The 22,751-nt window shown below is 41.2% G+C and carries 24 protein-coding genes and 1 other annotated feature; of the genes, 18 read left to right on the top strand and 6 right to left on the bottom strand.

Annotated elements, in window-relative coordinates; genetic code table 11:
• The first annotated feature begins 4 nt into the window (after window positions 1-4).
• Both artQ and artM read left to right on the top strand, forming a co-directional pair.
• A complete protein-coding gene (gene artQ, locus EAE93_RS00430; protein WP_036814654.1) occupies window positions 5-721 on the top strand; it encodes an arginine ABC transporter permease ArtQ in 717 nt (238 codons plus the stop codon).
• Complete coding sequence (gene artM, locus EAE93_RS00425; RefSeq protein ID WP_214038829.1) at window positions 721-1,389, top strand: arginine ABC transporter permease ArtM; 669 nt, start codon at window positions 721-723, stop codon at window positions 1,387-1,389. The genes artQ and artM overlap by 1 nt, the downstream gene beginning before the upstream one ends.
• Window positions 1,390-1,442: 53 nt before the next feature.
• On the opposite strand, the gene rlmC is transcribed toward artM, so the two are convergent.
• The 3 genes from rlmC to EAE93_RS00410 form a co-directional block, all read right to left on the bottom strand.
• Window positions 1,443-2,576 carry a 23S rRNA (uracil(747)-C(5))-methyltransferase RlmC gene (gene rlmC, locus EAE93_RS00420; RefSeq protein ID WP_214038828.1) on the bottom strand — a complete coding sequence of 378 codons (1,134 nt, stop codon included), beginning with the start codon at window positions 2,574-2,576 and terminating at the stop codon, window positions 1,443-1,445.
• A 24-nt stretch (window positions 2,577-2,600) separates the two neighbouring features.
• Entirely contained in the window at window positions 2,601-3,113 is a 513-nt protein-coding gene (locus EAE93_RS00415; RefSeq protein WP_105399132.1) for a type III secretion system chaperone family protein, read from the bottom strand.
• Window positions 3,114-3,204: 91 nt separating this feature from the next.
• A complete protein-coding gene (locus EAE93_RS00410) occupies window positions 3,205-3,537 on the bottom strand; it encodes a YbjC family protein (protein ID WP_228999605.1) in 333 nt (110 codons plus the stop codon).
• A 159-nt stretch (window positions 3,538-3,696) separates the two neighbouring features.
• Here EAE93_RS00410 and EAE93_RS00405 point away from each other — a divergent pair, with 159 nt between their 5' ends.
• The 3 genes from EAE93_RS00405 (at window position 3,697) to EAE93_RS00395 (ending at window position 7,299) form a co-directional block, all read left to right on the top strand.
• The gene (locus tag EAE93_RS00405) at window positions 3,697-3,957 is read left to right on the top strand and encodes a GrxA family glutaredoxin (RefSeq protein WP_011145878.1); all 261 of its coding nucleotides are present in this window, start codon (window positions 3,697-3,699) and stop codon (window positions 3,955-3,957) included.
• Between the two features lie 525 nt (window positions 3,958-4,482).
• Complete coding sequence (ybjG, locus tag EAE93_RS00400; RefSeq protein ID WP_036814659.1) at window positions 4,483-5,091, top strand: undecaprenyl-diphosphate phosphatase; 609 nt, start codon at window positions 4,483-4,485, stop codon at window positions 5,089-5,091.
• A gap of 909 nt (window positions 5,092-6,000) precedes the next feature.
• Window positions 6,001-7,299 (top strand): HAAAP family serine/threonine permease, encoded by a 1,299-nt coding sequence (locus EAE93_RS00395; protein WP_036814661.1) that lies wholly within the window; start codon window positions 6,001-6,003, stop codon window positions 7,297-7,299.
• Window positions 7,300-7,375: 76 nt separating this feature from the next.
• Here the strand turns inward: EAE93_RS00395 and EAE93_RS00390 are convergent, their stop codons facing one another.
• Window positions 7,376-8,200 carry a hypothetical protein gene (locus EAE93_RS00390; RefSeq protein ID WP_110086317.1) on the bottom strand — a complete coding sequence of 275 codons (825 nt, stop codon included), beginning with the start codon at window positions 8,198-8,200 and terminating at the stop codon, window positions 7,376-7,378.
• An 889-nt stretch (window positions 8,201-9,089) separates the two neighbouring features.
• Here EAE93_RS00390 and EAE93_RS00385 point away from each other — a divergent pair.
• The 3 genes from EAE93_RS00385 (at window position 9,090) to EAE93_RS00375 (ending at window position 12,197) form a co-directional block, all read left to right on the top strand.
• A complete protein-coding gene (locus EAE93_RS00385) occupies window positions 9,090-9,404 on the top strand; it encodes a hypothetical protein (protein WP_036814664.1) in 315 nt (104 codons plus the stop codon).
• Between the two features lie 1,021 nt (window positions 9,405-10,425).
• Complete coding sequence (locus EAE93_RS00380) at window positions 10,426-10,764, top strand: hypothetical protein (protein WP_036780031.1); 339 nt, start codon at window positions 10,426-10,428, stop codon at window positions 10,762-10,764.
• Between the two features lie 578 nt (window positions 10,765-11,342).
• Window positions 11,343-12,197, top strand: coding sequence for a hypothetical protein (locus EAE93_RS00375; RefSeq protein WP_214038827.1), 855 nt, complete (start codon window positions 11,343-11,345; stop codon window positions 12,195-12,197).
• A 92-nt stretch (window positions 12,198-12,289) separates the two neighbouring features.
• Here the strand turns inward: EAE93_RS00375 and EAE93_RS00370 are convergent, their stop codons facing one another.
• On the bottom strand, window positions 12,290-13,489 hold the full coding sequence (locus EAE93_RS00370; RefSeq protein ID WP_214038826.1) for a serine hydrolase: 1,200 nt from the start codon (window positions 13,487-13,489) through the stop codon (window positions 12,290-12,292).
• Between the two features lie 181 nt (window positions 13,490-13,670).
• Here EAE93_RS00370 and EAE93_RS00365 point away from each other — a divergent pair, with 181 nt between their 5' ends.
• Window positions 13,671-14,291, top strand: a complete 621-nt coding sequence (locus tag EAE93_RS00365) for a glutathione S-transferase family protein (protein WP_036814671.1) — start codon at window positions 13,671-13,673, stop codon at window positions 14,289-14,291.
• Window positions 14,292-14,297: 6 nt separating this feature from the next.
• Here EAE93_RS00365 and EAE93_RS00360 read toward each other — a convergent pair whose 3' ends face one another.
• Entirely contained in the window at window positions 14,298-15,125 is an 828-nt protein-coding gene (locus EAE93_RS00360; RefSeq protein ID WP_214038825.1) for an SDR family oxidoreductase, read from the bottom strand.
• Window positions 15,126-15,409: 284 nt separating this feature from the next.
• Between EAE93_RS00360 and hisL the strand changes: the two genes are divergently transcribed.
• The 9 genes from hisL (at window position 15,410) to hisIE (ending at window position 22,683) form a co-directional block, all read left to right on the top strand.
• Window positions 15,410-15,457: a his operon leader peptide gene (gene hisL / locus EAE93_RS25450; protein WP_109791964.1), complete on the top strand. Its 48-nt coding sequence runs from the start codon at window positions 15,410-15,412 to the stop codon at window positions 15,455-15,457.
• Window positions 15,433-15,556: a sequence feature (His leader region), on the top strand. It overlaps the preceding gene by 25 nt.
• A 26-nt stretch (window positions 15,557-15,582) precedes the next feature.
• The gene (gene hisG / locus EAE93_RS00350; RefSeq protein WP_046395504.1) at window positions 15,583-16,482 is read left to right on the top strand and encodes an ATP phosphoribosyltransferase; all 900 of its coding nucleotides are present in this window, start codon (window positions 15,583-15,585) and stop codon (window positions 16,480-16,482) included.
• A 6-nt stretch (window positions 16,483-16,488) separates the two neighbouring features.
• Window positions 16,489-17,805 carry a histidinol dehydrogenase gene (hisD, locus tag EAE93_RS00345; RefSeq protein WP_214038824.1) on the top strand — a complete coding sequence of 439 codons (1,317 nt, stop codon included), beginning with the start codon at window positions 16,489-16,491 and terminating at the stop codon, window positions 17,803-17,805.
• Between the two features lie 2 nt (window positions 17,806-17,807).
• Window positions 17,808-18,911: a histidinol-phosphate transaminase gene (hisC, locus tag EAE93_RS00340; protein ID WP_036814677.1), complete on the top strand. Its 1,104-nt coding sequence runs from the start codon at window positions 17,808-17,810 to the stop codon at window positions 18,909-18,911.
• A complete protein-coding gene (gene hisB / locus EAE93_RS00335) occupies window positions 18,911-19,978 on the top strand; it encodes a bifunctional histidinol-phosphatase/imidazoleglycerol-phosphate dehydratase HisB (protein ID WP_036814678.1) in 1,068 nt (355 codons plus the stop codon). Before hisC ends, hisB begins: the two co-directional genes overlap by 1 nt.
• Entirely contained in the window at window positions 19,978-20,583 is a 606-nt protein-coding gene (gene hisH, locus EAE93_RS00330; RefSeq protein WP_036814679.1) for an imidazole glycerol phosphate synthase subunit HisH, read from the top strand. Before hisB ends, hisH begins: the two co-directional genes overlap by 1 nt.
• 5 nt (window positions 20,584-20,588) lie before the next feature.
• Window positions 20,589-21,326 carry a 1-(5-phosphoribosyl)-5-[(5-phosphoribosylamino)methylideneamino]imidazole-4-carboxamide isomerase gene (gene hisA / locus EAE93_RS00325; protein WP_214038823.1) on the top strand — a complete coding sequence of 246 codons (738 nt, stop codon included), beginning with the start codon at window positions 20,589-20,591 and terminating at the stop codon, window positions 21,324-21,326.
• Window positions 21,308-22,084, top strand: coding sequence for an imidazole glycerol phosphate synthase subunit HisF (hisF, locus tag EAE93_RS00320; RefSeq protein ID WP_214038822.1), 777 nt, complete (start codon window positions 21,308-21,310; stop codon window positions 22,082-22,084). The genes hisA and hisF overlap by 19 nt, the downstream gene beginning before the upstream one ends.
• On the top strand, window positions 22,078-22,683 hold the full coding sequence (hisIE, locus tag EAE93_RS00315; RefSeq protein ID WP_214038821.1) for a bifunctional phosphoribosyl-AMP cyclohydrolase/phosphoribosyl-ATP diphosphatase HisIE: 606 nt from the start codon (window positions 22,078-22,080) through the stop codon (window positions 22,681-22,683). The genes hisF and hisIE overlap by 7 nt, the downstream gene beginning before the upstream one ends.
• Window positions 22,684-22,751: the final 68 nt, after the last annotated feature.

Here is a 22,751-nt window from a genome sequence, read left to right as displayed (position 1 = left end):
CTCCATGAATGAATTCCAATCTCTAACAAGCGCCGCCGGCATCACCGTCGGCCTTGCCGTGTCTGCATTAGTGCTTGGTCTGATTTTAGCCATGCTATTTGCTGCCTGGGAATCAGCCCGTTGGAAACCCTTTGCCATACTTGGCACCTGTTGGGTCACTCTGTTCAGAGGATTGCCGGAAATTTTGGTCGTGCTGTTCGTCTACTCCGGCGCGTCACAACTTCTCCTGATACTGGCTGATGGCTTTGATGTTTATCTTATCTTCTGGCATCCCAGGATTCAGATAGATATTCAAGACTTTTATGTCAGCCCATTTCTTTGTGGCGTCATTGCCCTTTCCCTGCTCTACTCTGCCTACGCATCCCAGACACTCCGTGGTGCGATAAAAGCCATTCCTGCCGGTCAATGGGAAGCCGGTCAAGCATTGGGTCTTGGTCGCGCTGCAATATTTTTCCGCCTGATCATGCCGCAAATGTGGCGACATGCTCTACCAGGACTCGGCAACCAATGGTTAGTTTTGTTGAAAGATACCGCACTGGTATCACTTATCAGTGTGAATGATCTGATGCAACAAACCAAAAGTATTGCCACACGCACTCAGGAGCCTTTTACCTGGTATATGATTGTGGCGCTTATCTATCTGGGTATCACTCTACTCAGTCAATTTATTCTAAAGAAAATTGAGATGCATACCACCCGCTTTGATCGGAGTGTTTCTTGATGCTTGAATATATTCAACAAATTTTGCCAGGGTTGACAACCAGCCTGAGTCTGACTGTTACAGCGCTTTTTGTTGCTTTCATGATGTCCGTTCTGTTCACTATAGTTCTGACCATGAAATTGCCGGTACTGACACAACTGGTAAAAACCTACATTACTCTGTTCACCGGTACGCCTTTGCTGGTGCAGTTCTTTCTGATTTATTACGGACCTGGGCAATTTCCAGCCATAAAAGCGTACCCGTGGCTTTGGCAATTACTGTCTGAGCCTTGGCTGTGCGCAATGGTAACGCTGGCGCTTAACAGTGCGGCATATTCTACTCTGCTATTCTATGGCGCAGTAAAAGCCATTCCTACCGGTCAGTGGCAATCCTGTCAAGCCTTGGGCATGTCTAAAGCACAATCTATGCGGATACTGCTGCCCTATGCTTTTAAACGGGCGTTATCCTCCTATTCCAACGAAGTCGTATTGATTTTCAAAAGTACTTCTCTCGCAAGTACGATTACTTTGCTGGAAGTCATGGGATACAGTCAGCTTCTATTTGGCCGTAATTATGATGTGATGGTTTTTATCGCCGCAGGGGTGATTTATCTATGTGTTAACGGCATCCTGACTTTGCTGATGCGAATGATTGAACGCCGTGCACTCGCTTTTGAGCGCCATAACTAAATGGGATGGGCGGTTCTTCTAGAACCCCCATTCCCCACATATTCTTTGGTTATTTAATCGTGACTTAACCTCAATAACGTTAAAACTTCGTAATGCTCGGTATGGGGAAACATATCAAACAACTGTGTCTTTTCTACACGATAGTTGGCTAGTGCCGCAATATCTTTCACCATTGTCTGAGCGTTACAGCTTGAATAAAGAATATAATCCGGCGCCATTTTACTGAGATAATCGCACAACGCTTTACCAATTCCCCGACGAGGTGGGTTTACCAAAACCAATTGCGGAATTTGCTCTTTCGCCACGGCGAAGTTTGTCGAGTCCAAAGCTTGAAACTCGATATTTTCCAAACCCAGTATTTTTGCCGAATCACGGGCGCAATCAATGGCTTCGGGGCTAATTTCAATTCCGGTTAAACAAGTGTTTTTATCTGCGCAATGCAGACCAAAACCCCCAACACCACAGAATAGATCCCACATGCTACTGATTTTCAGTTCACGAACCCAACACCCTGCTGTTGCATACAATTCAGACGCCATTTTCGGGTTAGTCTGGAAAAAGCTATGTGGACGGATGTAAAGCGGAATGCCATTGAACTGTTCCTTGAGCGCTTTTTGCTCAGTAAATAGGATCTCTTTCTCCCCCTCTAAGATCGCCATATGGATCGGCTGAATATTCGCAGAGATCACCGTAAGCTGCGGCAATTGCTCAAGCAATCGGGGTAAGGCTCGCTCCAATTGAGCAATCTTCGTTTCAGAACGCAGTACAAAACGTAACATCATTTCACCGCTATGACGGCTTTCTGTCAGCAACAAATATTTTAGTTCCCCCCGCTTACGAGCAACGTTATACGGCGTCAACCCGGCATAAGCAATGAACGATTTAACAACATCGAATACAGGCTGAAAATGCGCTGGATAGAGGGGACAATTACACAGATCAACCGCCGTGCCATCACGATGCAACATACCTAGTAATGGACGTTCTACACTGCCACTGACGACCATTTTGGCTTTGTTACGAAAAGCGTCTGATTGGCTGGCGATTGGAGGTAACCATTGATTCACAAGGGTTTGAGATAATAACTGTTTTAAATTCTGCTGTTTATCTTCTAACTGCTTAGAATAGGGTTTTTCAAGCCACTGACAAGAGTGACAATGCCCCGCAGAATAATGCGTACATTGCATTGTAGGATAACCGTGTTGGAAATATTAGTGCAAAGTAAAAGTCGGCGCCTTAGAAGAAGCTTGTGCTTCTTCTTCCTCTTCAATGTCACTCTCGATTTCAATATCACGATTAATATACAACAAGTTATTACTGTGAATTTCAAAGATCACACCTGCAATTTGCTCTTCGCTTTGTTGCAAGAAATGAGAAAACTGGGAAAAAGTCAGCCCGGCTGAAATAAGGAAAGATTGACACACCACCAGTTTCGGTAAATTTTCATCCTGAATATCAAGAAAAGCCTTGATTGTCAGGGAACTGGCATTAATCTGGCTTAGATTAGCCATCAGAGGAATAATGGCGGTTGGTTTAACTTCAGCCAATGCAGAAAACAAGATTACATTGTCTAACAGATCAATTTTGGCATCAAATAAACCATCAATATTCTGCATATGAGGTAGATGCAGCGCTTGGCATGAATCGCACTCAAAGTAGGAAATTTTGAGCTGATCCAACCACTCACGCAATACCGATAAGTCAGGAATGACAAGTGAACTCATCTAACAACCCCATACAACGGAAAATGAAAAAGCGCTATAGCTTACGAAATAATTCTTTATCGCGCTATCACCAATAACTGATAAATTATTTTTATCTACCGTTATCACTACCTTCTGCCTTATTTTTACTCTCTTTTTTATGATCAATTCCCAGAAAAGAGAGACCACACACTGCACGCCAAATGATATTAACCGCAGCGGGGACCAAACAACCCACGCCGGTAAAAATCATAACAACATGTGCTTCTGGCGTCATTAGTAAATCTGTTAAGACGACAATATCATTAATAGTCAAATATGCTAGGAGCAAGCAGCCAATGCCGACAATTTCTAGCAGGATAACCTGTTTTGGCATATCTGCCAATGAACTCATACTGCCTTGACGACTTTTCATCACACCCTCTTTAACAACTTGATGCTGCATTATACTACCGGAAACTCTGTTACCAAAATTGGTATGTTGAATTAAAACAAAAGGCAATTTCTGCTTTTTTTTACAGATCTATGCAGGCATAGTAGCGATCAAATAAGCATGAACAACACATCAAACCGCATTATTTTAATATAACCAAGAGGAATTTATATGTTTACTGTGATTTTCGGTCGTCCTGGCTGCCCATACTGTGTCCGCGCGAAAGAACTGGCGGAACGACTGAAAGAGCAACGTGATGACTTTGATTTCCGTTATGTTGATATTCACGCAGAAGGTATTACTAAAGCTGATCTGGAAAAAACGGTTGGCAAACCCGTAGAAACGGTTCCACAGATTTTCGTTGACGAGAAGCATATTGGTGGCTGTACAGACTTCGAAGCATACGTGAAGGAACACCAACTGCTACAATAATCGAACTTCCCGTTCTGCTTTGTTGCGGCAAAAACCGCCGTTGATTATTAGCCGCAGGGACTCGGTTGATTTGTGCAAAAAATGTTATTTTCACCAAACTGAAAAAAAATCTGATTTTTTTTCTTATCACGAAGAACTTTCTTGCCAAGTCGTAGTCTGAGTTAATGCCACTGCTTTTCTTTGATATCCCAATATTGAGGAACCCGATAGTCATCCACTTTGGTTCAAGACTATCGGGTTTTTTTATCGTTTGAAGAATATACCGTCATAAACACATAACCGATTCTACAAATGATCAAACTATCAACTACTTGTACTATCACTTCGGTAATCCAGAAACTATTATCATATATATCAATTACTTGCTTAGTTTCTGTCATGAAGATTACCTGATATTTCCTTGACCGAAATATAAACCAAACATAAATAACATCAACAATTACGCTTTACTCACAAGTCGGCCAACTTTACTCTCTTGCGTCCGACTATCGTGATGTACATAAGTGACTATATGTGAGGCCCGATTTGTTAGAACAAATAAATCATGATCTATTTACTTTTTTCAATGCTACACCGGAATCATCACCAGCCATGATCGCAATGGCGGTGTTCATTGCAAAATATCTGGTTCTTATTTTTCCTCTAACATTAGTGAGTTTTTGGTTTTGGGGTTCAGAACGTACTCTCCCTTATCATCGGGTTGTCGTCAGTAAAACTACCATTGCCTTCTGTTTTGCCATGCTAACCTCATACTGTATCGGTTTACTCTGCCCTCACGACCGCCCTTTCGCAGAAGGTTTTGGTTATAACTTTCTGCCTCACGCACCAACAACCTCATTCCCAAGTCACCACGGAACAGCTGTCTTCACTTTCGCTTTATCCTTTCTATTCTGGTATAGAATTTGGCCAGGCTTATGTATGATGGCAATTGCACTGGCTATCGCATGGGCCAGAGTCTATTTAGGCGTTCATTGGCCGATGGATATGGTCGGAGCATTTATCGTCAGCCTAATGGGATGCGCTTTTGCGCAAATAATCTGGAGCCTGTCTGGTGAAAGTTTACAAAAAAGATTAAACAGCCTGTACCAACGTTGCTGCGCTTTTCCTATCCGTAAAGGCTGGATAAAAAGCTAGTAACATAAATGCAACTTAGTGACTTGGGATAAACAAACCCTATTCCAATCAAGGTCTTTTTATTAGAAATTATTGGCTAAACTTTACATGCCAAAATGAACATGAGTTAACCAACGGGGTAATATTCTGTACCCTATTTTAACATTTATTTGCGCTTAAATTCAGTCCAACGATTTTCATATAAATCAATAAATCTGTATAAATCACTATGTAAATAGATATATAACGAAGGAGATTATTAAAACTTGATCAAAGGATAGAGAGTACATCTTTCATGCATATTATTGATGCCACTAATCCATTATCCTGGTTTTATATATATCTTTCACAAAAATACAAACATGACATCAGAGACAGCTATTTTTAAAATTCGGTAACAAATTGATATTTATCAATTTATTAACCATACACTCTATTTGCCATTTTTATTCATTAATATATAAACAAATGGATGGAGAATAACAAAAACATAAGATAATAATGAGAGTTGAGTAATAGGAAAATTGAGGTTATAATTTGACCTCGTTAAAATTCGCAATATTTAGGCAACAATTACACTAAATCTCGCAACATGATGACTTTTCGAGATATATTCCGCATTTGAGACTATGATCACGGTACTATTCACTAAAAATCGCTATCTTGCCGCTATCAAAAGTCTGGTCTTAAAATTTCCAGACTTTCTTTCAAAAAAGAAAGTAAAGCGAAAATTTTGGCTTGTTAATTCAAAGTCCAATTTTCGACCAAGATGTTAATGTGGTAATAAAAACGTTTAAATAAACACCAAAGATATTTAAAGAATTTATTTTTTATAAAGAAAGAGTTAGGCCACATGTATTTGCATTTATTGCATACTTGCGGCATTGTAATTTCGTTTTTTAATTTACCGCGTTATTCTCGGAGATAACTATGGATATGACTCAAACAGGTACAATCGCATCGCAGGCGACCAGCCCAAGCGATTATAAAACCTGGCGTAAATCAGATACAGTATGGATGCTTGGCTTATACGGCACCGCGATTGGCGCCGGTGTATTATTCTTACCCATCAACGCTGGTATTGGCGGCCTGCTGCCTCTTCTGGTGATGGCGCTACTGGCTTTCCCAATGACTTTTTTCGCCCATCGCGGGATGTGTCGTTTCGTTCTATCGGGTAAAAACCCAGGTGAAGATATTACCGAAGTCGTAGAAGAGCACTTTGGCAACCTGGCAGGTAAACTTATCACCCTGCTCTACTTCTTCGCTATCTACCCGATTCTGTTGGTTTACAGCGTTGCTATTACCAACACCGTAGACAGCTTTATTGTTCACCAATTACATCTGCCATCACCTCCTCGCGCCCTGCTGGCTCTGATCCTAATTATTGGTATAATGACCATCGTTCGTTTCGGTGAACAGGCTATTGTTAAGGCGATGAGTGTGCTGGTATTCCCATTTGTTGCCGTTTTGATGCTGCTGGCGTTCTATCTGATCCCTAATTGGAACACCGCAATCTTTGAAAACATCACCGTCTCTGCATCAGGTGCAAGTCATGGGCTGCTTATTACGCTATGGCTGGCAATCCCGGTAATGGTATTCTCCTTCAACCACTCGCCAATTATCTCGGCGTTTGCCGTGGCAAAACGTGAAGAGTACGGTGAGAATGCTGAGAAAAAATGCTCCCGCATCCTGGCATACGCCCATATCATGATGGTCGCCACCGTGATGTTCTTCGTATTTAGCTGCGTATTGAGCCTGTCTCCAGAAAATCTGGCAGAAGCCAAAGCACAAAATATTTCTATCCTCTCTTATCTGGCTAACCACTTTAATACGCCAGTGATTGCCTACATTGCTCCGTTTATTGCATTCATAGCCATTACCAAATCTTTCCTTGGTCATTATCTGGGAGCGCGTGAAGGCTTTAATGGTATGGTTATTAAGACGTTGCGTGACCAAGGCAAAACTATTGAGCCTAAAAAGCTGAATCGTATCACGTCCATTTTCATGTTAGTCACGACTTGGATTGTTGCGACTCTGAACCCAAGTATTTTAGAAATGATAGAAAGACTGGGTGGCCCTGTTATCGCAATGCTGCTGTTCATTATGCCAATGTATGCAATCCGCAAAGTTCCTGCAATGCGCAAATATGGCGGCAAGCTAAGTAACCTATTTGTCATCTTTATGGGATTGGTGGCTATCTCTGCGGTCCTCTATTCACTGTTTGCATAGATAAACACGACTTGGTTGCTGTTCTCTTTAAACGAACAGCAACCAAATAATGATATGAGCTAACCGACGGAAAAATTTAAGCTTCCCTCCACTTCACCCAATCCCCTTGCTGTTCATCATATTGCCATAAATCGTCCTCGTTAAAATATCCGCGTTCATCTATTGGCACCCCCTGCTCCTCTTCTTCGTCCCATTGTTGACGCAACTTATCTGTCAGGATATAAGGCGTCTTGGTCGCAATCTCCCCGGTAAAAGGAAACCTATTGCCTGTCTCTTCAAGACGGATAAATCTGGCATCAGTAGGAATATTAGAGATAACTACAGCCTCGGTTGTTGAAGGAAAGAGAATATAACCGTTAATCAGCGGGAAATATCGTGGTAAACCCGGTTTATACGGCGGCGGAATGATATCAACGGCATTCCACATAAGATGATAATCTAACCCCTCATCGTTATTAGGCCCCATTGGATAACCTTGGTAAAAATAACGGTTATGAACGGAATAATTACCCGTCAATACATATGCAATATAAAAATAATAACTAATCAGATCGACTTCTTCTGTTCTGAACGTACCGAATATTGAATGTAAAGGAAATGTTCCCATACCGCCAAGGAGACCAAGAACTTCATACTGTTCATCATGACCATATTGATCAATATATTTCCCAGTCTTGATTTTCGACACCTGTATATCGGTCAAAATATTATCGCGTCCATTACTTGGGTTGAATCTATATCGACCATAAAGAAAATGCAAACTATCTTCATAAATGTAAGTAAATTGCTCCTGATTAAGCATACGGAGAGGATTAGGCTTATCCGTCCATCGCTTGTCAGCACTTAAGTTATTGCGATTTCCGAAACGGATAGAAAGCGCTAACGGATCAAGATATGACATATAACCACCTTCATCATAGAACAGTGAGCCTATACGCCCATTAGAAAACGATAATTATTTTTCCAACAACGACTTAACGCTATATTGTCATGCCAATTGATAACTACCTCCCAGGCATTATCTCAAATATGTTACTGCTAAGGCACTAAATGCACATATTAACTCCCTGCCAAGAATAAGCAATCTACGTCTATATTCAATAGAATAATGAATTCTAATTATTTTATTTCTAATAACATTCTTCTATTGATAAATAGAAAATTGCTCTAATACAATTTAGTCTTAATATTGAAATAGTTATTTGCATGGCTATTTTATTTACTATTGAGTTTTTTAAATAATAGACCAATACTTCATAAAGAAAAGTTTTTTTTATAAAAAACACATACAATATCTCATTTACATTAATATTTATATAAATTTCAAATAAATAAATTAACCATATTTATTTACAACAATTAAAAATATAATTTAAATTTTTAATTATCAAGCTAATCATTCAAAACAAATAAATTACAAATAACATTTTAATTTGATCTAATTATATGAAATATAAAAACTTCCGGTTGTTTTATATTTATCATGTTGACAATTTATTTTCTATTTTTAGCAATATAACTCTACTTATCAATTAATTACATTATTTTTTCAAATTTATTTGACAACCTATAAATGGCACCTATAGTTATATGTGTTAGAGAAAATGTTATATGCCAATTAAAAATGTTAAATGTCCTATATTTTTAGTGCGAAAAAAATTTCTTATGTAGATTGCTTTTATAGTAGAAGTACCAACCACCTTATATTTCTCAAACAAACGGTTTTCCGTTAATTATTCAGAGACAATATAAGTCATTTATTAATTAATTTATATTTTGGAGTTTATATTATGATTAACGACATGCATCCTTCTTTAATCAAAGACAAAGATATGATAGACGACGTAATGTTACGTAGCTGTAAAGTCATTGCAATGAAAGTTATGCCAGACAAAGTTATGCAAGTCATGGTGACTGTATTAATGCTTGATGGCACATCTGAAGAAATGCTTTTAAAATGGAATCTGCTAGACAATAGAGGCATGGCGATTTATAAAGTTCTGATGGAAGCGCTTTGCGCGAAGAAAGATGTGAAGATAGGAACCGTAGGAAAAGTGGGTCCTCTCGGTTGCGATTATATTAATTGCGTAGAAATCTCTATGTAAAATAATCGCCTGTGAAATGCTTGAGCCAAATAATAGATTCCTAATAGAAATTCTATCTGATTGAAGCGATTTCATTAATCGTAACATACAGTACTTTTGTGATAGGAGTTTGGCACAACATTTCTTTGGTATAATGAAGCTGACTTTTACAACAGCACATTTTACCCTATTTGAGGCAGAGCGTAATATTAACGCTCTGCCTGCCGTTGTATTTAATATAAAAATATAAACTCATAAAAACAATATAAAATAAAACCACAAAAAATTACAATTAATTAACCAATTATCTATTTCACACAGACAATATCAATATATTATTATCAAAATTTAATTTCGTTCGAAAACATTTCTTATAAAAACCACCTTTAGGATAGAACACAGCCCCCATTCAATCTTAAAAAGACAAGGTATAACAATATCCCATTATTGTACACTGTGAATAATTAACAACATATGTAATTACATCAATAACATTCGCAATATATAATTATTAATAAAATATCATACACTCAGGCATTATTAACATTAAAATAGATTCAAATTAATTAATTTCAAACATTGCAGTTATATATATCTATGCGAAATATTATAGGGTAATAATAATTTCATAATGTTTTATCTGAATATTAACTAGAAAACAGAAATTTAAACCATTCACTACATACTGGCTGTTCATTTCAATGCCTACAGCTTATTTCTCACCCATACTCTATTAATAAGAACATCCTGCATAAATAATACCTACTAGAACAGATTGTTAATTTTTTAATTTCAACGACACGAAATAAATATCAATATTATTTTTTGATTAGAGTTATACCTTTGATTATTATAACCATTTAGAGGAAATATATTATTGGCAACATTTTAACAGCATCAATAATTATATAACACAGATAAACTTTTAATATGGATTACAATTACCAATTATCTTATATTTCTTCGGCGGACAAATTACTGTTCTGCACATTTTGGTAAAAAATTCTATTGTTCAATTACATTAAATTAAAAGGTTAACACGATGAACTACGCAAATCCTGCTTCTAATGAAGCGGCAACAGAAAATAAACCTGAAAACACTTCTCCAACTCCTAATTACTATTTCGCTGTTGGTACAGTAACTTCAGTTCAGGCTGCACCTGATCAAAACCAATTGCAAGTGACTGTAACTATGCAATTCCCTAACGGCAAATTTAACTATCTGTTATGGTGGAATGCGCAGGACTACAGAGGTGCTGCACTGTATCATCTTCTTCTGAACGCTTGCAGTAATAACAAACGTGTAAATATAACTTCTTCATCAGCAGTTTCTCCTGGTGGTTACAATTATATCTACAACGCAACATTGTTGGCTTCTTAATATCAAGTCATAAATTGCTAAATAGCTGCGCCTAATTCCTTATTGCTACAATAGAAATTGAGTGTAGTATCTCTCTGGTAGAACAAAGCTAACGTTGAGTAAAAACTAACAGTATTTTCTACCAGAGATTCCCTTCTCCAGGCAGGACCTTAATCACAAGGTTCTGCCTGTTCTGACAACACAGCTTTAAGTTCACAATAATTAATAAATAATATCTTATTTCAATAATGCTATTTTGGTGTCATTAATCTATATGCAATGAATCTAAAAATCATTTCAAATAGAAAATAAAAACCTAGAAGAGTAATAAAAAGATAATAATAGACCTGAAATTAATCCTAATAAATTTATTGATCATACATTTAACACACCCAATAACAACATATTAAAACAATTGTATTAAATCTACTTATGGACATTAATATTTTAATTTTTTACAAATTAATTTCTTATCTAATATTACCTATAAAATAATTAAAATCCATTTTCTTGACAAATATCAATAACGCTTACTACTATTTTTAATGCTTGAATATCTATTTTTCTCTCACTCATTTCTCTTCATAATAGGTGATAAAATGTCAGAAGAAAGCCAACGTATTAAAAAGCCATCCTCCGGTTACGCAACAGATCATTTCTACGATGGAGCATGGCATAGAGCCGTCAAATTTGTTGAGGGCAGTGTTGAATTTTTTGATGTTTATGATGTTATATTTGAGGGGATTACTTACCAATCTCCACCGATCTTAGTTTCTGAGAATCTCATTATCGTTCCCATAGCAAAAGATGAAGTTGCCTGGAACAGTAAAATAGAGATATATGGTGCTATTGGCACTGGAGAAAGTGAAAAGATTTTTTCTGACGGTGATGCTGTCCGACCTTTTGCTGGTGAACTTGATGTTTCAAATCCTCAGGAACCTCTTGTTATTTTCGGCGGAGGCAATGTTAGTCGTTTTCCCAACTACACAGCCAATGTCAATGGGGTTGAATATGGTGGTTTGATTATAGATCCAGAAAAGAATTCAATATCCTTATTACACCCCATTGAAGATGGAAAACTGATGGTATTTGGTAAAACTGAAACTGGCAAAAATGTCATTGTCTTTGAAATAGAAACTGAAGGTGAAAATAAACCGCTTAATGGATGGGTAGAGTTTCATGACGTAGCAACCTGTATTCTATTCAGAAGTGGCGATTTAACAGGATTCGCTAATAGCTATGAACTCCGGTATGAAGGAACATCAACCCGCAATTATCGAGGTTTATCACCTACGCATATTCGCTACGAAAATATTGGTCATCATGTTAGAACTGAGGTTGAATTATGGGCTTACTGGCAAGATAAACCTGATGGTGTCTTATTATTCAAAGGCCGGTACAACGGATCTGCTGTAAAAAACAACAAACGTTGCTCTCTGGATGAAAAAAAATAAGCGTAAAACGTGCGCGGCAAAATGCCGCGCCCTAAGTAAGGCAGAATATAACTCCCCCCAACCCGCCGCATAAACCACACATTGACGTCAAATCAACCAAAAATCGCCTTAAACCAACCACTCACTTTCATCACAATCAAATCCCAAATACGACTGAAAAAGCCCCCTTCCTCCACCGCCTCTTTAACCACCAAAGGACGTTGCTCAATCACCTTATCCCCCAATTGGAAATTAATCACGCCGACAACCTGATTTTTCGCCAAAGGCGCTGTCAATGGCGTCTGATTTAACGTGTAACTGGCTTTCAGATTTTTTAGCTGCCCGCGAGGAATGGTGATTGCCGCATCTTTTTCCACGCCAAGAGCAACATCTGAACGATCGCCATACCAAACCTTTTCTGAAACAAACGGTTCGCTAGCTTTAATGGGGGTCACTGTTTCATAAAAACGGAGTCCCCATGCAAGTAATTTTTCACTTTCGGCGAAACGAACCCGATCACTTGGCGCACCTAGTACAACAGAAATCAGCCGCATAGGTCCCTCTGTCGCTGAAGCAACCAGGTTATAACCAGCGCCGCTGGTATATCCTGTTTTCACACCGTCAACATTTATATTCTTATTCGACAACAATCGGTTACGGTTAGGCTGTTGGATTTTATTAAAGGTAAATGTTTTCTCTTTATGCAGGGCATACTCATCAGGAACATCACGGATCATGGCCTGACTCAATATCGCCATATCACGCGCAGTACTGAATTGACCCTCAGCATCCAATCCATGAACCGTGCGAAAATGGGTGTTAGTCAACCCAAGTGCTTTTGCATAATTATTCATCAGACTAACAAATACATCCTGACTACCCGCCACATAATCAGCTAAAGCAATGCTGGCATCATTGCCAGACTGAATGACAACGCCACGATTCAAATCGATCACTTTTACCCTATCACCGGGTTTAAGAAACATGAGAGAAGAACCTTTCAATATGGGATTACCCGTCGCCCAAGCATCCTTTCCCACAGTAACGATATCTTCCGGCGTGATTTTTCCCGCTTTTATCGCCTGACCAACAACATAACTGGTCATAATTTTTGTCAGACTGGCTGGATCGAGCCGCTCATCGGGATTTCCCGCTGCCAAGATTTTACCGCTGTCATAATCCATTAACACATAAGCTCTAGCGTCCACTGGTGGAACGACAGGTTCATCCGATGCATAAACACGGGCACTTACCATTAATGCCACTGTCAGCACCGCAGTAGCACATTTCATCGCCAGACTTTTCTTCATCATCGTTCCCCTTTATTTAATAAGAAAAAATGTCAAATTCTTATTAATATAAAATGTTGTACGATAAGAAACCAACATAAACAGTGTAAAGATTGTGCTGATCATTGGTTTTCATGTAATCCAATAAAGCATATTGGTAGCAAATAACCGACTTTCTTAATTATCCCAATTCAAGGAGAAGCCCATGCTGACCATTTGGGGCCGTAAAAACTCTTCCAATGTAAAAAAAGTGCTCTGGTGTCTGAAAGAGCTCAATGTACCGTACAACCAGATCAATATTGGCGGTAAATTTGGCAAATTGGACGACCCACAATATCTAAAAATGAACCCAAATGGGCAAATCCCTTGTTTACAAGAAGGCGATTTTATTTTGTGGGAATCTAACGCAATCGTTCGTTATCTTGCAGCAAAATTTGGCAAAGATGTGCTTTATCCGCAAGATCTACAGGAAAGGGCAAATGCCGATAAATGGATGGATTGGGTTGGTTCACATCTGTTTCCTCATATCAAACAACTCGTGATAGGTTTCGTTCGTACACCGGAAGCAGAGCGGGATCAAAAACAAATAGAACAAACTCTGACTGAAATCGAAAAACTGATGAAAGTACTCGATAATACTCTGGCAGAACAGAAATATCTTTCTGGCGATAAATTTGGCATAGCTGATATTGCATTAGGACCCATGATTTATCCTTGGCTTAACATCCCAATCAAACGTCCATCTCTACCAAATATTGAACGCTGGTATCAATTAATGGCAGAAAGACCAGCGTTCAAAGAAATTGTCATGATCGAGTTAAGTTGAGAAAAATCAGCTCATTGGCATCCATCTAGGATCGGGATATTGATACTTAAATCCTAACTCCTGGCAAATACGGCTGCCATCAACAATTCTGCTGCGCACCTGAGTTTCTTCTCTGGAAAACTCAGGTGGAACTAAATCAAGCTGATTACTGGCCTTAGGGTAAAATTCAGCTTTGGTTGGGTGAACAGGCGCACATAAATTATAAATATGCCCACCGTCACTCCTCTGAATTAATAGGTTAATGGCTGAAATCACATCATCCTGATGAACTAAATTGACCGGCTGATTCCCCCCTTTAACGTCCTTTTTGCCCGCCAGAAAACGCCCGGCATGACGATCACTGCCTACCAAACCGGCTAAACGTAAAATATCAACGGAAATATTTGGCAGTTTGTGCAACCAATTCTCTAATTCAACCAATGCCTGAGCGGAAGGCGTTTCAGGGCAAAAAGGCGCATCTTCATTGAGATTGCCAGCAACAAAACCATAAACAGAGGTAGAACTGGTGAAAATAATCCTTGGCACGGAGTATGAAAGAGCAGTATCGACAATTAACTGAACTGCCTTAACGTAGTTATAACTGCCCCCCGCCGTGTGACTTGCCGGTAAAGTGATGATCATCACATCGGCTACCATCAGTTGCTCTAAATCATCAAGCGCACAATTGATCTGAGGTTCCAGTTGTAACAAATAACATTCGATACCAGACATACGTGCTGCCTCTACACCATCTGACGTCGTTTTACTGCCAACAACTTGCATACCACTGCGACTCAATGCCTTAGCTAATGGCATCCCCAACCACCCCAGACCGATAATGGAAACTTTTTTCATCACCACTCCTTATATGCCTGATATTATTTTGATTATGCAAACAATTTGAACATTAAGCCACTGTTATTATTGGTCCTGTATCTCTCTCATAGAAAACAATATTTCGAGTAAAAACAAAACATTATTACAATATAAATTGATTATTAAAAAAATAGATTGCTTTTAGTCCGTCAAATCGTATAGGTTGAATAGCGAGCAAAAAATTTAACCTCTACCGGTCAATGAATAAAAACAGCCGGCAGCAAACAGTTACCAATAGCAATAATAAATAAAGAGAAACCATTATGATCCGCATTCAATTTAGCCATTACCACCATCATCATCCTGATTAGTCTTTCAGGCGGTTGTGTGCTGGAAGACGTTTAGCGGGTCTTCCGGTGGCATGAATGCGATGAAAACCCTCGGAAGAATCCTTCCGAGGGTTTTTTTATGTTTACGATTTTAAGTGGGGATAAAAATGTTAGATAAATCACGTTTACGTATCGCAATGCAGAAATCAGGCCGATTAAGCGAAGATTCACGAGAATTACTGGCTCGCTGTGGTATTAAAATCAATCTGCAACAACAGCGCCTAATTGCATTCGCAGAGAATATGCCAATTGATATCTTGCGAGTACGTGATGACGATATTCCAGGGCTGGTTATGGACGGCGTTGTCGATCTGGGTATTATCGGTGAAAACGTGCTGGAAGAAGAGCTATTAAACCGTCGCGCTCAAGGAGAAGATCCACGTTATTTCACTTTACGCCGTCTTGATTTTGGCACTTGTCGCCTTTCATTGGCCGCGCCTCTAGACTACAACTATACCGGCGTCGAATGTTTACAAAATGCCCGTATCGCAACCTCTTATCCTCATCTGTTAAAACGTTATCTCGATCAGAAAAAAGTCCACTTTAAATCCTGTCTGCTAAATGGCTCAGTTGAAGTTGCCCCACGCGCCGGGTTAGCAGACGCTATCTGCGATCTGGTTTCAACTGGCGCGACACTGGAAGCGAATGGCCTGCGGGAAGTAGAAATTATCTACCGTTCCAAAGCCTGCCTTATTCAACGTGATGGTGAAATGCCCGCCGATAAGCAGCAACTGATTGAGAAACTGTTGACTCGCATTCAAGGGGTGATCCAAGCCCGTGAATCCAAATACATCATGTTGCACGCACCAAGTGCAAAACTGGAAGAAGTGATTGCTCTGCTGCCTGGGGCAGAACGTCCAACGATTCTACCGCTGGCGGGGGATCAGAACCGCGTTGCCATGCACATGGTAAGCAGTGAAACACTGTTTTGGGAAACGATGGAAAAGCTTAAATCCCTTGGCGCCAGCTCCATTTTAGTATTGCCGATTGAAAAGATGATGGAGTAAACGAAAATGACTAGCCGTTTCGATACCCTGATCCATTGGCAAAAATGCCATGATGAACAGCAAAGCGCTTTACTGACACGCCCTGCTATTTCAGCTTCCGAAGAAATCTCCCGTACAGTGGAGCAAATTCTGCATGCGGTAAAAGAATATGGCGATCACACTCTGCGTGAATTCAGCCGCCGTTTCGACAAAATGGCTATTGAAAATATCCGTATTTCGCCGGAAGAGATCGCCGCCGCGGAAAACAGCCTGAATGACGACATTAAACAGGCAATGCAACGGGCAATGAATAATATCCGCGTCTTCCACGAAGCGCAAAAACCTATAAAGATCGAAGTAGAAACCCAACCTGGGGTCTATTGTCAACAAGTAACACGGCCTATTGATTCTGTCGGGCTTTATATCCCCGGCGGATCTGCACCATTACTTTCTACCGTTTTGATGCTCGGAACACCTGCTCAAATAGCGGGTTGCCATAAAGTTGTACTTTGTTCCCCACCACCGATTGCCAATGAAATTCTCTATGCGGCCACACTGTGTGGAATTACGGAAATATTCCAGATTGGTGGCGCTCAAGCCATTGCCGCTATGGCATTTGGAACAGAATCCGTACCCAAAGTAGATAAGATTTTTGGTCCAGGTAACGCTTATGTTACCGAAGCCAAAAGACAAGTTAGTCAGCGTGTAGATGGTGCCGCCATTGATATGCCTGCTGGCCCATCGGAACTGCTTATTATCGCCGATGCGGGGGCAAACCCCGTTTTTGTGGCTGCCGATTTACTCTCACAAGCAGAACATGGCCCTGACTCACAAGTGATATTGGTCACACCTGATGAAACATTAGCCAGGAAAGTGATAGCGGAAATCGAAAAACAGCTTACCCTGCTTCCTCGCAACCAGATTGCCGCCAAAGCACTAGCGCACAGCCGGATTATTGTGACAAAAAGCCTGCAACAATGTGTAGAAATCAGCAACCGCTATGGCCCAGAGCACCTGATTATCCAAACCCGTCAGCCAGAGCAACTGGTTGAAAAAATCACTAACGCCGGTTCTGTTTTCCTCGGTGACTGGTCGCCGGAATCTGCGGGAGATTACGCATCAGGAACCAATCACGTATTACCAACTTATGGCTACACCTCAACCTATTCCAGCCTTGGTCTGGCAGATTTCCTAAAGCGCATGACAATTCAACAACTGACGCCACAAGGGCTACTGAACCTATCTCAGACCATTGAAACACTAGCGCAAGCAGAACAACTGACCGCCCATAAAAACGCCGTCACTTTACGTGTAGCTGCACTGAATATTGCAGATAAGGAGTGAATATGAATAACATTTTTGATGCCAATCTGTTGGCACGAGAAAATATCCGCAAATTAACACCTTATATGTCTGCCCGTCGCCTTGGCGGCAAGGGTGATGTTTGGTTGAATGCCAACGAATACCCACTAGCGCCTGATTTCCAATGCACTGAGCAAACATTAAACCGTTATCCTGACTGCCAGCCAGCCTCGGTTATCCGTCATTATGCCGCTTATGTCGGATTACAACCTGAGCAAGTGCTAGCCTGTCGGGGTGCTGATGAATCCATTGAACTTCTCATCCGCGTATTTTGTGAACCCGGACAAGACGCGGTTCTGTTTTGCCCTCCGACTTATGGTATGTACAGTGTCAGCGCTGAAACTTTTGGTGTCGAACAAAAGAAAATTGCCGCACTGGAAAATTGGCAACTGGATATCGAAGCGATTGAAAATAACCTTGACCGGGTAAAATTGATCTATATCTGTAGCCCTAATAATCCAACAGGAAACTCAATTAATCCTGATTCATTGCGTAAAATTCTGGAACTGACCGCCAATCGTGCAATTGTCACTATCGATGAAGCCTATATTGAATTCTGCCCGGAAAATAGTATCGCAAGCTGGCTAAAAAACTATCCAAATTTAGTCATTTTGCGAACCCTCTCGAAAGCTTTTGCTTTAGCCGGTCTGCGGTGTGGATTTACTCTCGCATCTGTGGATATCATCACTCTGTTGTTAAAAGTGATTGCACCTTACCCGCTTTCTACTCCCGTTGCGGATATTGCAGCACAAGCACTGACAGCAAAAGGCATCGCCGTTATGCAAAAACGCGTCATTGAGACCAGGAAGAACCGCGATTATTTGCAACAAACCTTGAATAAATTGGCTATCGTTGAAAAGGTATTTCCCAGTGAAACCAACTACATATTGGTGAAATTCTATGACGCAGAAACTGTTTTCAAAACATTATGGCATCAGGGCATTATCCTGCGCGATCAGCGCAAACAGCCCGGTTTAGAGGGTTGTCTGCGGATCACCATCGGCAGCCGTAAAGAGTGTGAGCAGGTGGTTGAAGCCATCAACAACCTTTCCACTATAAATGAACAACCAAAGGAGACAACAAACTGATGAACCAGAAACTCCTTTTTATTGATCGGGATGGTACGCTGATCACTGAACCGCCAACCGATTTTCAGGTTGATCGTCTGGATAAACTGGCACTGGAAACCGAGGTTATTCCTGCGCTGCTTGCCTTGCAAAAATCGGGGTTCAGGCTAATTATGATCACCAATCAGGATGGTCTTGGCACAGACAGTTTTCCATTAGAACAGTTTGAACCGCCACATAACCTGATGATGCAGATTTTCAGTTCTCAAGGCATCCATTTTGATGAAGTTTTAATCTGCCCTCACAAACCAGAAGAGAACTGTCATTGCCGTAAGCCAAAAATCAAACTAGTAGAAAAATATCTGGCAACAGGATCGATGGATACCGCTAACAGCTACGTGATCGGCGACCGGGAAACCGATCTGCAACTGGCAAAAAATATGGGCATTCAGGGATTACGTTATCATCCGAAAAACTTTGGCTGGTCCGCCATCAGTGAACAACTGACCCATAAAGATCGCCATGCTCACATTCAACGTGTCACTAAAGAGACATCCATCAATATTGACGTTTGGCTCGACCGTGAAGGCGGCAGCGATATCAATACCGGCGTCGGGTTTTTTGACCATATGTTGGATCAGATTGCCACCCACGGAGGTTTCCGCATGCATGTTCAGGTTAAAGGCGATCTCTGTATTGATGATCACCACACCGTTGAAGATACCGGCCTGGCATTGGGGGAAGCACTGAAACTAGCTTTGGGAGATAAGCGGGGCATCTGCCGCTTTGGTTTTGTGTTGCCAATGGATGAATGCCTTGCCCGCTGTGCTCTCGATATCTCTGGTCGCCCTCATCTGGAATATAAAGCTGAATTCAAACACCAGCGGGTGGGTGATCTAAGCACTGAAATGATTGAGCACTTCTTTCGTTCACTCTCTTATACAATGGCCTGTACGCTGCATCTGAAAACGAAAGGCAGCAACGATCATCATAGAGCAGAAAGCCTGTTTAAAGCCTTTGGTCGAACACTACGTCAGGCGATTCGGATAGAAGGCGATACATTGCCTAGTTCCAAAGGGGTTCTGTGATGAAAATCGTCATTCTCGATACTGGCTGCGCCAACTTGGCATCGGTAGCTTATGCCATCCGAAAATTAGGCTATCAACCTCAAATCAGCCAGGAAGCAGCGACGATCCTGGCAGCAGATAAATTACTTTTGCCTGGCGTCGGCACTGCCAATGCCGCAATGGATCAATTGACACAACGGGAGCTTATACCATTAATTAAAGTACTCAGCCAACCTGTGTTAGGTATTTGCCTCGGCATGCAGCTATTCGCTGCCACCAGCGAAGAAAGCGATAATGTTACAAGTGATAATATCACCCTACTCGAAATTATTGATTCCCCCGTCCAAAAAATGGCTACTCATGGGCTTCCATTGCCACACATGGGCTGGAATCAAGTTCTGCCAAAAGCCGGACACCCGTTATTCCGTGGTATTGAAAACAATGCCTATTTCTATTTTGTCCATAGCTACGCGATCCCGCTGAATACCTACACCATTGCGCAAACTGAATATAGTAATACTTTCAGCAGTGCAATCGCCAAAGATAACTTCTTTGGCGTGCAGTTTCACCCTGAACGTTCCGGTGCTGCCGGAGCCAGACTATTAAAGAATTTTCTGGAGATGTAAGCACAATGATTATACCGGCATTAGATTTGATTGATGGCAAAGTAGTACGGTTACATCAGGGGGATTATGCTCAACAACGGGACTATAAGTACGATCCCCTGTCTCATTTTCAACAATATGAACAACAGGGAGCAAAACGGCTCCATCTGGTCGATCTGACCGGTGCTAAAGATCCATCCGCCCGCCAGATCCCTTTACTGCGCAAATTACTTGCAGCGGTTTCTATACCTGTTCAAGTTGGCGGCGGCATCCGTACAGAAGAAGATGTGAAAACATTGCTTGACGCAGGGGCCAACCGGATCGTAATTGGCTCTATCGCCATAAAACAACCGGCACTAGTTACCCAATGGTTTAAACGTTATGGTGCGGAAAATATTGTGCTGGCGCTGGATGTCCGTATCAACGATACAGGCATGAAACAGATTGCCATCAATGGCTGGCGAGAGAACTCCTCTGTCACTCTGGAACAGATTATTGAGCAATATCTGCCTTACGGGTTGAAATATGTACTGTGTACCGATATTTCCCGCGATGGCACGCTAACTGGCTCAAATGTCGACTTATATCGGTCAATTTGCCAATACTATCCACAAATCGCGTTTCAGGCTTCAGGTGGCATCGGCACATTAAATGATATCGCTTCTCTGCCTGCCAGCGGTGTAGCCGGGGTTATTATTGGTCGTGCATTACTTGATGAGAAATTTACCCTGACGGAGGCAATTCAATGCTGGCAAAACGCATAATTCCTTGCCTTGACGTTCGTGATGGACAAGTGGTTAAAGGTGTTCAATTTCGCAATCACGAAACTATCGGCGATATTGTGCCACTCGCTCAACGTTATGCTGAGGAAGGGGCAGATGAACTGGTTTTCTACGATATCACCGCCTCATCTGATGGACGGGTAGTTGATAAAAGTTGGGTCGCCAAAGTTGCGGAAGTGATCGATATTCCTTTTTGCGTTGCCGGTGGGATCAAAACCATCGAAGACGCAGGGCAAATCCTCTCATTTGGGGCAGATAAAATCTCTATCAACTCCCCTGCCCTGGCCGATCCAACCTTAATTACCCGTTTAGCCGATCGTTATGGCGTTCAATGCATCGTCGTAGGGATTGATACCTGGTTTGATGAAAACACCGGCGGCTATCAAGTTTATCAGTTTACCGGTGACGAAAAACGCACAAAGGCTACTCAATGGCAAACCCTCGATTGGGTAAAAGAAGCGCAACGCCGTGGTGCAGGTGAAATCGTACTCAATATGATGAACCAGGATGGTGTTCGCAATGGCTATGATCTGGCTCAACTAAAACAGGTGCGCGAGGTTTGTCATGTCCCTCTTATTGCCTCTGGCGGCGCAGGCGCACCAGAACACTTTCTTGATGCCTTTAAACAGGCAAATGTCGATGGAGCACTAGCAGCATCTGTATTTCATAAACACATTATTAATATTGGTGAATTAAAACAGTACCTTTCACAACAAGGCGTGGAGATAAGAACTTGCTGACCGCACAACAAATCGAAAAACTGGATTGGGAAAAAGTCGCTTATATGATGCCGGTTATTGTGCAACATGCTATATCCGGCGATGTCCTAATGATGGGTTACATGAATAAAGAAGCACTGAATACCACTATCCGTTCGGGCAAAATAACCTTCTTTTCCCGCAGTAAACAACGTCTGTGGACCAAAGGTGAAAGCTCCGGCCACTTTCTTAATTTGGTCAACATCTATCCTGATTGTGACAATGATGTTCTGTTGGCACTTGCAGACCCAATCGGCCCTACCTGCCACTCTGGTACATGCAGTTGCTTTGCTCCGGCACAAACTGAATGGGGATTTCTTTATCAGCTTGAAAAATTGCTGGCAAGTCGCAAAACAGCCGACCCTGACCACTCATACACCGCAAAATTATATGCCAGCGGTACGAAACGAATCGCTCAAAAAGTGGGTGAAGAAGGAGTAGAAACTGCTTTGGCAGCGGTAGTTAATAACAGAGAAGAGCTAACGAATGAAGCGGCAGATCTGATGTATCACCTAATGGTTCTACTACAGGATCAAGAGCTGGATCTTAGCCGTGTTATTCGTCGATTACGGGAAAGATGAAGCAGAAGACAGAAGACAGAAGACAGAAGACAGAAGACAGAAGACAGAAGACAGAAGACAGAAGACAG

Origin of the sequence: Photorhabdus akhurstii (assembly GCF_018448925.1) — a bacterium.
GTDB lineage: Bacteria > Pseudomonadota > Gammaproteobacteria > Enterobacterales > Enterobacteriaceae > Photorhabdus > Photorhabdus akhurstii.
The sequence above is the reverse complement of the archived record's forward strand: the minus strand, read 5'-3'. Positions and strand labels throughout refer to the sequence as shown.